Source organism: Vibrio penaeicida, assembly GCF_030689305.1.
In the GTDB taxonomy this organism is placed as follows: Bacteria; Pseudomonadota; Gammaproteobacteria; order Enterobacterales; family Vibrionaceae; genus Vibrio; species Vibrio penaeicida_B.
This window is the reverse complement of record NZ_JAUYVM010000003.1, coordinates 211,223-223,043: the sequence shown is the minus strand read 5'-3', so window position 1 is coordinate 223,043 and position 11,821 is coordinate 211,223. Positions and strand designations below refer to the sequence as shown.

Genomic DNA, 11,821 nt, shown 5'->3' with positions numbered 1-11,821 from the left:
AGACAGTCCCTGAAGGAAGGGGACCCAGTTGAGTGCAATCGGTCACCGCCCATAAGCCATACCCAAACGCTCTGATCTTCGAACAGAAAGTCAATCACCTACTTGTGAACGATTACGAATTTTGGGCGTGCTTAGCTTCTTTTACATTGAAACGCGTTTTTTTTATTAAATGGCATTCTTGCTATTGACTTGTTTTTTGTTTGCATGCATCAATGAGTTCGAATGAATATGCATTTAATTACACTATATATTAATAAACAGTACAGTTTGGCTAAGTATGAATACCATAATTGAAGAGCTCAAAGAGCACGTAGATTTCAACACGAAAAAGAATATTTTCATTCAAGGAGGCTATTTTGAAGGTGATAGCGGAATTGACCAATTTTCAGAACGTACTGCAGAGCGAGCTATTGAGCTAGCGGATTATTTTCGAAGTTATAACGCCGAGCATAATGTCACACTAGGTGTGCTGGTAAGCGACCTCGGGATGGTTTGTGGCACGGATGTTTGCACATTGAGTTCTAACAATGATGTCGGGATTCAAAAATTAGTAGATAGCTTTTGCGAGAAGTACCCTGCATTTTCTGATCATGTGAAGACTGAGAAGCACATGAAAAACAGAGGCCTGAGAAAAATAAAGAAAATACTTAAGCGAGATCTTGCTAAATCAGATTTACTCTATTCGGTAGAACAGAGCCCCTCTCATAAGGATTGGTTCCATCAATCAGAACTCGATACAGACATACTACTATTTCAAGAAAAGAGTGAAAGCTGGATAGCAAAGTGTCCAACCATCATGGGAGCCTACTACTTAGGTTGCATGAAAGATATTGACTCGGAATTAGACTCAATAGTGATTGATTTCTGCTCTTTTAGCGATAGAGATAAAGTTCAGAAAGGTGCCGAGGTTGCTCTTAGGGGCTTTTCGTTAGGTGAGACTTTGAGAAGTAAATCGACTTCGATATTTCCAATCTTAACGAATGAATATGCAAATAAGTTTGTTGTTACGTCTGTATCTTCGGAGGACTTCTAATGACTGGGCATATTTACCTGGATTACCAAGCTACAACCCCCTTAGATTCTTCCGTTCTAGACAAAATGATGCCTTATCTTACCCACCATTTCGCTAACGCGTCTAGTGCTCATGAATTAGGCGTAGAAAATGCGTCTGTCGTAGAATCATCAAGACGAAAGATTGCACGTCATATTGGAGCTAAACCTAAAGAGATATTGTTCACTAGTGGTGCTACGGAGTCGAATAACTTGGCTATCTCAGGGGTAGCCAGTGTCGCAGGCAAGGGTAAAGTGATTACTGTAAAGACGGAGCATAAATGTGTACTCGAATCTTGCTCTAATTTAAGTCGACTAGGCTTCGAAATCGTGTATTTAGATGTAGACCGGAATGGGTTTGTTTGTCTTGAACAGCTAAAGAAAGAGATTTCTACAGACACTGTTTTGGTGAGTGTTATGTATGGGAACAATGAAACTGGCGTACTTCACCCTATTCAAAAAATCTCTGCAATTACTAAGAAGTACGGAGTGCCATTGCATTGCGATGCAACCCAGAGCATAGGGCTACTGAAATTACATGTTCAAGAATTAGGCGTAGATCTACTTACCTTCTCCTCACATAAAATCTATGGTCCGAAAGGCGTAGGGGCTCTTTATGTAAGGAACCCTACGAAGCTAATCCCTTTGATTCATGGAGGTCAGCAAGAAAAGGGGTTGCGAAGCGGAACCTATAATCTTCCTGGGATTGTTGGCTTGGAAGCCGCCCTTGGGTTGTCAATGAGCCAGCAAGAAAGAGAGTATGTACGGCTAAAACACTTGCGAGCTAAGTTCTTAGGTAAGGTGAGTGAACTTGATTATGTCTGCAATACTCCCCTTGAAGATAGCTTGCCACACTGTGTTAGTTTGTCGTTGACGGGTGTTAACATGCAGAAAATGCTTCCTCGTCTAAAAAGGGTCATATTATCAACGGGTTCTGCGTGTAATTCAGGGGATCAGAAGGAATCACATGTATTGATGGCAATGGGGCTAAGTCGTGACTTAGCAAACTCAACTATACGCGTTAGCTTTGGTCGAAATACTACCTTAGAAGATGTCGAAGCAGCAGCTCAAGATATTATCGCAGCAGCGAGGATGAGCATCAGTGGAGGTGAGTGTGAAAAGTTGGAAAGCTGAGTTACTGCTTTTATATGTCGCTTTCTCTTGGGGACTAGGTTTTCCTTTGATGAAGCTCGTATTAGATGATAACGATACGTTTACTGTACTATGGATGCGTTTTGCTTTATCAGCATTGCTCTTCCTACCATTTGTTATTTTCGATAGCGTAAAAATAAACAAACAAACACTGTTGATTGGGAGCGTGTTAGGAGTTTTGCTGTTCATTACATTCTCCTTATTTATCGTTGGTCTAAATTATACATCTTCTGTAAATACGGGATTTTTAGCCGGATTAGGCATAATATTTGTTCCTATCATCTTGGCAGTAGTTCATAGAAAACTACCGAGGTTAGACATTTGGATTAGCTCACTTTTGGGGCTTCTGGGTCTGGCCGTGATCAGTGAACTCAGTATCGAAGGGATTGGATTTGGTGACAGTCTGGTTATAGCTGGCGCTGTTGTTAGTTCAATTCATATCGTCGTTATTGATAGATTCGCAAGTCACCATAACTCGACGGTGCTGACTTTCATTCAGCTATTAGTAATGGCTATATTGTCAGTATGCATTGCGGGTTTCTCGGATAATTTGCTACCTAAAAATTTCTCAATACAGTTAGTCACTACTGTTGTCATTACTGCATCACTGGCAACCGCTCTTGCTTTTTGGGTTCAGACAAAGTACCAGACGCAGACCACTGCAGATAGAGCTGTACTGATATTTAGTCTAGAGCCATTGTTTGCAGCCATTTTTGCGGCATTCATTCTAAATGAAGAACTTCGTTTGTCTGCGATGTTGGGAGGAGGGCTTATTGTATTGGCTACGATTTATCCTGTTTTTCACCGGTCTCTAAAACTCAACTCAACAGACACTGTTCCAGTAAAATGAACCAGTGATTCGACAGCAGTACTTAATCTTAGTTAAGAGCAAGTACTGCTAAGTACAACCGCTGGTGCCTTCAGGCTAGCCATACCAATTCGTTCCACTAAACTAACCTCAGATCTGGATAACAGAACACCTTTCTAGTCGTTGTTTTGCCGCTAGCTGCGTTGAATTCACTTGCAATAGGCTAACTATTGACGCGTAAATTCGCCTTGTTATCAACAAAAGCCTCTGACTAGAAAGGAAATATAGTTTTCATTAAATTCAACAATTTATGCTATTTCTTATCCAAAGCTGAGGTTAACTACCTTCCTTATACTGTTTATCATCTTACCTGTTTCATTCAATCACTCACTGTTAACTATTACTCAACAATATTATTCCAAAACTCGGGATTATAACCCTTAAAGAAACGAAATAAGATTTAAGTACATCTTCAAAGTATGACAGGAGCAAGCAATGGTTCGATTGGAACATGTCAATTTGGTTGTTAAAGATATTGAATTGACTCTGGATTTTATACAAACAGCCTTTCCTGAATGGAAAGTTCGGGGACAGGGCGAAAGTGAATGGTATAGCAAGAAGCGCAAATGGTTACACGTCGGCACCGATGACAGTTATATCACGCTGAATGAAGGCTTAGGGGGGGGATAATCGCGACTTGAAATCACATTCACCTGGACTTGCGCATATTGGCTTGGCGGTTGATGACATGGAAAGTATCTCGCGCCGACTGCAAGCCAAAGGGCATCAAATAGCAACTATCGGTGCAGATCATCCGTTTAGAAAAACTGTCTACTTCGTTGACCCGTCTGGGTTTGAATTTGAATTCATACAGTATTTGAGTGAGAAACCGGAAGAGAAAAACATGTATGGCGGTGAGACATCGGGAATTAAACGCATAAGCCCAGCAATATGAAGAGGAAAAACACTTATGAACGCGACAGACTTAATTAAAAACCTTTACAGCTCAGTCGATAGCAAAGATGTGGAGCACCTTTCCACCTTTTTAGCCGACGATGTGCGCTTTCGGATTGGCAACTTTGACCCGGTTATTGGGAAAACGGCGGTCGTAGAAGCAAACCAAACTTTTTTCGCCAGTATCTCCAGTATGGCACACCAGATTGACTCAATATGGTCTAAAGGGAACGATGTAATTTGCCATGGTTCTGTTGAATACATCCGGCTCGATGGTAGTACGCATTCAGCTGTTTTTGCTACAATTCTTCATGTGAGCAATAACAAGATCAAAGACTATCTTGTCTATGCCGATCTTTCACAATTGTAGAGCTCTTCTGAGTAAACAGCAGGTTGAACAAAGAAAAGCAGAAAAGAAAGAGCCCTGAATCCGCTCGAAAACAGTGGTGTTCACCAGTTTGAATCGCAGGGCTTTATCTATTGACCTTTCCATATTCACTACTTGTCTCTAGAAAATTATCCCAGTGAGGAGCATTCCCTCCCAGATTTTCAATCAGAAAATCGATGAACACCCGCACTTTTTCCGGAAGATATTGCCTCTCCGGGAAAATTGCATAAATGGTTTTATGTGGCATCACATAGCCAACCAATAAGGGAACAAGTTTCCCTGCTTTTATATCTTCACCTGCAGCAAAAGTAGGCAATCGACCTATGCCCACCCCTTGAATAAGTGACTCGCGTAAGGCTTCGCTATTATTGACTTGGTAATTTCCCGTCACGTGTACTCGTTCTTCCTCACCATTTTGGATAAAAACCCATTCATTTGTCACAGTATGGTGAGTGAACAAAATGCAGTTTCGACCCGTCAGGTCCTGCGGTGTTTTTGGGCTACCATATCGTTCAATATATTCAGGAGAGGCGCAGAGAACACTGTGTAGCGGGGCGAGTTTTCTAGCAATTAAAGACGAATCTGGCAGGTCACCGCCTTTTAAAGCCACATCAAACCCGTCGGCAATGACATCACGGGAAAGGTCATTCATATCCATATGGATATGAATTTCGGGGTAGCGTTTCAAAAAAATTGGAATAATGGGGGCTACGTGAAGCCTGCCAAAAGACATTGGCACACTGATTCGTAATGTCCCTTGCGGAATCCTTTGTAGTTGAGTTGCAGCATTCTCGGCGTTTTGTGCTGCGCTCAGTGCTTCTAACGCATGCTGATAATACCGTTCACCGGCTTCGGTCAGGCTTAATTTTCGTGTAGAGCGGTGAAGTAACTTAACACCAAGTTGATCCTCCAAACCACTTATTCGTTTGCTAACTGCAGATTTCGAGATACCGAGCTTCTTGGCTGCTTGAGAAAAACTGCCTTCTTCAATCACACTGGTAAAAACGGGAATAGCGGTGATATGAGACATGCTAACCTTTGGTTGTTCACTATTGAATGTTGATTTATTTTCAACAATAGCATTTCTAATGAAGAGTCATAGCTTTATCAATATAGTGACGGTAAGATTTTAGGTTTGGAACCCATCAAGATAACGTAAAGGGAATGAACATGAGTGACATAGAAAGGCTGCACACTACCCAGCGTATGAGTAAAATAGTCAAACATAACGATACGATCTATTTGTGCGGCCAGGTTGGTATTGCCGAAGAGAGTGTAGCCGACCAGACACGCGAAGCAATTAGGCGCGTAGAGGCTTTACTTGAAGAGGCGGGCAGCGACAAACATCATGTATTGCAAACTATCGTCTGGCTTTCTGATATGTCCGATTTCCAAGAAATGAACGCGGTTTGGGATGAATGGTTTGATGAAGGTGAAGCCCCTGCCCGTGCGTGTGGCGAAGCAAAACTGGCTCGCCCAACGCTGAAAGTTGAGCTTATTGTGACGGCAGCGGTAAAGAAATCGTAATCCAATAAGAATTATACTCAAACCACCTCAAGATGCTAGGTTCAGCGGCATCTTGAGGTGGTTTGAGTATATAGACGAGGGACACAGTGTTGACTTTACAAGTCGGCGCGCTTCCCTCATTTTTTTACTGAGCTCACTACCTAGCCATTTGTACTTTCAAAAATTTTGTCGGCGGAGGCAGCAACGAATCCGGAATAGAGCTCACCATTATTCATTGGATAACGCTTGGCAAACTCATAGAATCCACCAGGAATGGTTTCCGTTGTCTCAACAAAGTGCACCGGCACTTTATCCGCCATTGTAGAAGACTGTTCCAATAAAACCTCTGGCGACCCTTTCACTTCTCCGCCAAACTCGTTGATGGTAAAACTGGCTTCTCGCAGGTGTTGGTTAACTTGCTTCACCTCTTCAAATTGATTCAACTGATTCACACTCACCGTAAAGTGATTCGCGCCATACCCGTGCGCCGCAAGCCAAGAGGCGTATTCGCTCTCTGCTGCTAAGGTCACGTAATCAGCATAATTCAGTTCCCATAAGCGACCGCTGCATAAAAAATCAGACGTTTCTAAGGTTGATGTATCCACCTGATCCAGTAATTTACCCACGATTCTTTGCAGTTCAGCCGAGCATTTATGGATTTCTAATTCACTGATGAACACTTTAGGGTATTTTGGATCGGGGTGTTCAAAGTGCTTTGCAATCAACTTTTTCGACTCAAACACATAGTCACCTGCTGGTTGATAACCCACTGCTAAAAACGGCTTGGCAAGAACATCGATTCCTACTTTACTACCTTCAAATGTTCGTAGCGCAATATGGTCATTGATGAGCACTTCGTCTTCTTGCAGCAAGTCATGAACTTTTTGTGCTGAAGGGCAAAGGCGCTCGACGTAATCCTGCCAAAGTGAGTTGAATAAGCTATTCGGCGACATGACGCCTCCTTATTAAGTTTCTGATCCAATTAAAGTAATACGAACTTCCAACACTCGGCGAAAGCGAGCGATGTTTTATCGCAAACCTTACTCCGCATGTGCATCCGTGTGAAATATGTTATTTTTATGTTAACTATAGGTATTTCCTATACCTTATCTACTAGCTAGCAGTTTCTTGTATATTGAAGTGAGCAGAAATGGAACTCAGAACATTACGCTACTTTTTGAAAGTGTATGAAGTAGGCAGTGTCAGCGGCGCGGCGAAACACTGCTTTGTCTCGCAGCCTTCGATCACCGCTGCGATAAAGAATTTAGAATTGGCACTCAATACCGCACTTTTTGTTCGTCACGCCCGTGGCGTAGTGCCAACACCAGCAGCGAAACGGCTTTATCCAGAAGCGAAGCGGATGATCGACAGCGAGAAGAACATTCTTCAAACCTTTCGCGATCAACCCGTAACCGTACCGCTAAGGCTCGGGATCATGCGTTCGTTAGGTGCCAAGAGAATGAGCTTATTGCTGCAACACTTGAGCGAGGATATTGAGTACTTAGAGCTCACACTGGTGGATACTGATGAACCCTGTGATGCGCGAATCTTGGCTGGTTCCTCTCATGTCAGTGAGGATCAATTTGTACCAATATGGGAAGACGTCTACCAACTGGCTCTCCCACGCCATTGGGCTAAGGCACAAAAGCGTTGTTTGGATTTTGAAGACTTGGATGGCATGCCATTTATTCGCAGAGAACCGTGCATGGCACTCGATACGCTGAAAGATAGCCTTTTGCAAAGAGGAATTCAGTTTAATGCCCGAGCCAACATCCGAACTATCGATTATGCATGGCCCCTAGTTCAAGCTGGTGTAGGAGCGGCATTGCTGCCCAACTGGACCGAAATTACAAGCTCCGAAAGCATCGTACTCAGGTCAATCAGAGGTTTCGACTGTTCGCTCTCTGTTGGTATGGCGGTCAATATAAGTCAGCGCTCAATTCCGCTAATGAAACAAGTGATAGCGAGCTGCCGCCGATTTAGCGATACAGTATGATGTCGATTATACTTCGTGAATTATGGCTTCGTTTCAGACAATCACCTTTGCCTGAACACACTCTTCTCAATTTTGATTATTGACTAAGAATTTACATACTCGTAAAAGATAAATTCATCTTCCCCATCATCATTAGACCTTTCCTCCAAACCCTAATGAGATATAAAAATGAAACTCGAAAGACCCGCGATGCTTCTTGTAGCTATCGCTTTTGCTTCTCCCTCGGTTAATGCCAATACCATCGATAATTTGGTTGCCAGCTTTGTACAACACGTCGAGCAAAGCGATTGTTCGGTAGATCTATCCGATTTAGAAACATCACAATCCATTTCGCAAAGCTTAGGTATAAGGGTACGCCCAACTCTTCATTTAATGAAGGACTATCTAATCGCACAGGGCACAGTTCTAGCCCAAGGAAACAACGACGAAATCTTGGCAAAAACCGTGGTATGTGGAGGGGATAAAAGTGTACCTAAACCCACAGAGAATCTTAAAAAAGCACTGTTAGATTCAGGCCAATGTTCGCTCAATAAAAAAGAGTTCAAAAGCCTGCTGAAAGCATCCAATATCGGAAGCTGGGAAGGCGATGGCGCACTCAGCGCGTTAAATCAAAGTGGTGAAGTGATTCAAGATAAACAAGCAGACGTCATCAGCATAAAATTCGGACAATGCGGTTAACGTTGTCTGGAAAGCTGAATTTATGAGTTTAAGCAACGGCTGATAAGCTCAAACCTAATTCCTTGAAGACGAGAAAATTGCTAGAAGACACAGCATTAAGATGTCAAAGCCAGATTCATTTTGGCTCTGACATTTTTTATTTGTGCGCATCTTTGGGAAGATTAAGAGCTTTGACGATTAAGAGCTTTGAAGATTTAATTCCGCAACGAAGTCATACGCATCGCCGCGATAAATGGATTTAGTCAACTCCACCACCGAGCCCGAAGCCAGATAAGATACTCGCGTTACCTGCAATCCAGCCACCCCCTCATTCACTTCCAGCAACTGGGCATCCTCTTCGTTCAGGTTGGATGCCATGATGTGTTGAATTGCCCGAACAGGCTTTTGGTCAAGCTCATCAAGCACTGCGTAGAGGGAGTGCTGTACTTTCATGGGGTCATTCAGAATGGAGCAAGGCAACACAGCCCGTTCTATTGCCATTGGTTGTCCATCGGCAAAGCGTAAGCGTTCTAAACGTACTACCGATTCCGAAGGGCTGATGCCCAGCGTCATGATTTCTTCTGGTGACGGTTGAACTACTTGCCGTGACAACCAGGCTGAACTGACTTTCATACCACGACTTGCCATGTCTTCAGTAAAAGACGTTAGTCGAGAGAGCGACTGTTCCACGCGTGTCATTCGCTCTGCAACCACAGTACCAGCACCCTGACGCTGATCGAGGTATCCGTCTTCAACCAAAGGGGCAAAGGCTTTTCTTACTGTGACACGTGAAAGGCCGGTGATCTTTGCAATTTCACGTTCCGAGGGCAGTTGAGTACCCGGAGGCAATGACCGATCCAGAATCGCACGTTCCAGCACCTTCTTCAGCTGCAGGTAACGAAGCCCACCACTTTCAGTCAGCCAATTGGAAGGTTCAAGGACATCCGACACGTTCATTCAAAGTGCTCCCGTTGAGGTATTCAAGGCTATAGAGGTTATCCCATCCAAAACATTTCCTTTGGGCTTTGCAAAGGTGTCTTTATAGGACTCAGGCATAACAGACTGATAAAAAGCGGCTAAACCACCATTCATACATAGGTTCCCTGTTTTTGGCGCATTCAGAAATTCAAGGATTTCAACCAGCCTTGAAACAGAAGAACGCACCAGTTGCCGTGCAACCGGATCCCCCTTCTGATAGGCGGACACAATGTCGGATGCAAACTCGGCGCAGTCTTTAGGAGAAGCCTGAAGAGAGAAGTTCACCAAATTCCGAATTTCGCTGTTAAATTTCGCAAACGTCTTATCCACCAAAGGGCTGGAAGGTAACATACCGTCGTGAACATTTGCAACATAGCGCATAAGTGCTTTTCCTAACGCTGCACCACTGCAATCGTCAGAAAGAAATAGCCCCCACCCACCAACACGCTGATAAACCCCGTTTTGCTGCGACAGGAAAAACGACCCAGTCCCAATGCTGGCGACAACACCATCTTCATTGCCTAAAGCCCCTTTTAATGTGGCTTCAAGATCGGAACGAATCACCACCTGAGAAAAATTCAGACTGTCTCGCAGTTCTCCAACCCGATCACTGCTTTCGGCTCCTGCAAGGGCGAGCCCGATGATATCCCCTTTACTTTGATTGAGTGCACGTCCGGCTTCAGCATAGGCTTGAGTAATGCCATCCGTGATGTTTTGCTTTGCGACCTCAAAATTAGACGCCACATTAGCTGAGCCTGTCTGCACCTGACTTAGTACACGACCATTCTGGTCTGATAACCGCACAATACATTTCGTACCACCACCATCGACGGCAATAACAAGGGGGGAATCCATGATGGGCATATCGCTCCTTTCCTAATACCTATAACAATACCAAATATGATGTTTAACACACTTTTTACGCCAATTCGATCAAAAAATAGACAAATGGTATTTTAAAGGTATTATCAAAAACAGAGTAAAGGGAGTCAAATTTGCGTGTACGTATTAAGGTCTGTTGACCTAGTAAAGCCGTCACAAACGTCGCGCAGTTGGATGAAAGAAAATCGGCTAGTCGCTGAATTAGCTGTCTGAACAAGGAAGTAGAAAATGAATCGATCAAAATTGACTACTCGCACCATACTTGCTGCTGCCGCCCTGTTATGCAGCGCTTCGACTTTTGCTAAAGCTGAACTCGATTTCTGGAGCTGGCGACAAGAAGACGCCAAAGCCTACAACGAGATCATCGCAGCATTTGAAAAGTCCAACCCAGATATTTCAATTAACTACACCGCCCATGAAGCGAAAAGCTACGCCACCGTGTTAACTACTGCGCTCACGGGCGGAGCGGGGCCCGACATTATCCACACCCGAGCCTACGGCGCATTTGAAAGTGTTGCCGCACCCGGTTACCTCGAGCCATTAAACGGCAAAGTGGATCTTTCCGGCTTTTCCAAAGACGAACTGTTAGGTGTGACACTTCGCTCTGATGGCAAGGTGTATTCCGTGCCCATGGCATCGCAGACCATTCTTGTTTACTACAACGTAGATCTGCTGGCAGCTCAGAAAATTACGCCACCTACTACATGGGACGAGTTTGTCGCAGCAGCTAAGAAACTGAAAAGCTCAGGCGTCATGCCTTTAGCCAACGGCACTAAAGACGGATGGACGGTGGAAGTCATGTCGGGCGCGTTTATGCCTAACTTTTACGGCGAATCGTTTTTTGGTGAAGTGACTGCAGGTTCAACCGACTTTGAAGATGCGCGTTACGTCGGTGCCATGGAGAAGTTCGGCGAACTGAGAGAGTTCCTACCTCAGGGTCATGAAGGCGTCGATTACGCCACCATGAAGCAGCTATTTAATTCTGGAGCAGCAGCCATGTTCGTTGGCGGCTCTTGGGAGATTGCAGGCTTTAGAAAAGCAGGAATCAATTTCGATATCATGGCCGGACCTGCATCCAAAGCAGGAGAACCTCAAATGGTCGCAACTTGGCTCGACGGGGGCTACGCGGTCAACTCTGGCTCTGAAAACAAAGAGGCTGCACTCAAATTTGCTCGCTTCTTGGCGACGCAAGAATTTGGACAAATGCTCACCGACAAACTGGCCAATGTTGCTGCAGTAGACGGCGCAGTGTCTTCCGACCCGATGCTGGCGAAGATCTCCGAGTTTCATGGCAGCGCAACGCCTTACATCATGCTGGTAGGTTATCGCTTTAAGAAACCAACGGGGTCCACACTGTTACAAAATGGTTTGCAAGAGCTGATGGCAGGTAAGAAATCTGCGGCTGCTGTGGCAAAAGAAGTGTCTGACGGCATTAAAGCGTCGAAGTAAT

The 11,821-nt window shown here is 44.3% G+C and carries 12 protein-coding genes and 1 pseudogene; 9 read left to right on the top strand and 4 right to left on the bottom strand.

All coding sequences use genetic code 11. From position 1 onward, the window contains the following. Positions 1–277 precede the first annotated feature (277 nt). The 5 genes and pseudogenes from Q8W40_RS06965 to Q8W40_RS06945 all read left to right on the top strand — a co-directional run bounded on the left by Q8W40_RS06965 (position 278) and on the right by Q8W40_RS06945 (position 4,334). On the top strand, positions 278–1,033 hold the full coding sequence (locus tag Q8W40_RS06965) for a hypothetical protein (RefSeq protein ID WP_305396484.1): 756 nt from the start codon (positions 278–280) through the stop codon (positions 1,031–1,033). After that, positions 1,033–2,184, top strand: a complete 1,152-nt coding sequence (locus Q8W40_RS06960; protein WP_305396483.1) for a cysteine desulfurase family protein — start codon at positions 1,033–1,035, stop codon at positions 2,182–2,184. The genes Q8W40_RS06965 and Q8W40_RS06960 overlap by 1 nt, the downstream gene beginning before the upstream one ends. After that, positions 2,165–3,052, top strand: coding sequence for a DMT family transporter (locus Q8W40_RS06955; RefSeq protein ID WP_305396482.1), 888 nt, complete (start codon positions 2,165–2,167; stop codon positions 3,050–3,052). The genes Q8W40_RS06960 and Q8W40_RS06955 overlap by 20 nt, the downstream gene beginning before the upstream one ends. 453 nt (positions 3,053–3,505) lie before the next feature. Further along, positions 3,506–3,965, top strand: a pseudogene (locus Q8W40_RS06950) (VOC family protein). A 15-nt stretch (positions 3,966–3,980) separates the two neighbouring features. After that, a complete protein-coding gene (locus tag Q8W40_RS06945) occupies positions 3,981–4,334 on the top strand; it encodes a nuclear transport factor 2 family protein (protein WP_305396481.1) in 354 nt (117 codons plus the stop codon). A 103-nt stretch (positions 4,335–4,437) separates the two neighbouring features. On the opposite strand, the gene Q8W40_RS06940 is transcribed toward Q8W40_RS06945, so the two are convergent. Then, complete coding sequence (locus Q8W40_RS06940) at positions 4,438–5,382, bottom strand: LysR family transcriptional regulator (RefSeq protein ID WP_305396480.1); 945 nt, start codon at positions 5,380–5,382, stop codon at positions 4,438–4,440. 140 nt (positions 5,383–5,522) lie between these two features. Here Q8W40_RS06940 and Q8W40_RS06935 point away from each other — a divergent pair, with 140 nt between their 5' ends. Next, positions 5,523–5,879: a RidA family protein gene (locus Q8W40_RS06935; protein WP_305396479.1), complete on the top strand. Its 357-nt coding sequence runs from the start codon at positions 5,523–5,525 to the stop codon at positions 5,877–5,879. Between the two features lie 140 nt (positions 5,880–6,019). On the opposite strand, the gene Q8W40_RS06930 is transcribed toward Q8W40_RS06935, so the two are convergent. After that, positions 6,020–6,811 (bottom strand): DUF1338 domain-containing protein, encoded by a 792-nt coding sequence (locus Q8W40_RS06930; RefSeq protein WP_305396478.1) that lies wholly within the window; start codon positions 6,809–6,811, stop codon positions 6,020–6,022. Between the two features lie 197 nt (positions 6,812–7,008). On the opposite strand from Q8W40_RS06930, the gene Q8W40_RS06925 reads away from it, so the two are divergent. Together Q8W40_RS06925 and Q8W40_RS06920 are read left to right on the top strand one after the other, a co-directional pair. Beyond that, on the top strand, positions 7,009–7,854 hold the full coding sequence (locus Q8W40_RS06925) for a LysR family transcriptional regulator (protein WP_305396477.1): 846 nt from the start codon (positions 7,009–7,011) through the stop codon (positions 7,852–7,854). 168 nt (positions 7,855–8,022) lie between these two features. Then, positions 8,023–8,532 carry a hypothetical protein gene (locus Q8W40_RS06920; protein ID WP_305396476.1) on the top strand — a complete coding sequence of 170 codons (510 nt, stop codon included), beginning with the start codon at positions 8,023–8,025 and terminating at the stop codon, positions 8,530–8,532. 177 nt (positions 8,533–8,709) lie between these two features. Here the strand turns inward: Q8W40_RS06920 and Q8W40_RS06915 are convergent, their stop codons facing one another. Further along, positions 8,710–9,468 (bottom strand): GntR family transcriptional regulator, encoded by a 759-nt coding sequence (locus Q8W40_RS06915; protein ID WP_305396475.1) that lies wholly within the window; start codon positions 9,466–9,468, stop codon positions 8,710–8,712. Continuing rightward, positions 9,469–10,353, bottom strand: coding sequence for a BadF/BadG/BcrA/BcrD ATPase family protein (locus tag Q8W40_RS06910; protein WP_305396474.1), 885 nt, complete (start codon positions 10,351–10,353; stop codon positions 9,469–9,471). A 246-nt stretch (positions 10,354–10,599) separates the two neighbouring features. Here Q8W40_RS06910 and Q8W40_RS06905 point away from each other — a divergent pair, with 246 nt between their 5' ends. Next, positions 10,600–11,820, top strand: a complete 1,221-nt coding sequence (locus Q8W40_RS06905; RefSeq protein ID WP_305396473.1) for an extracellular solute-binding protein — start codon at positions 10,600–10,602, stop codon at positions 11,818–11,820. Position 11,821 lies beyond the last annotated feature (1 nt).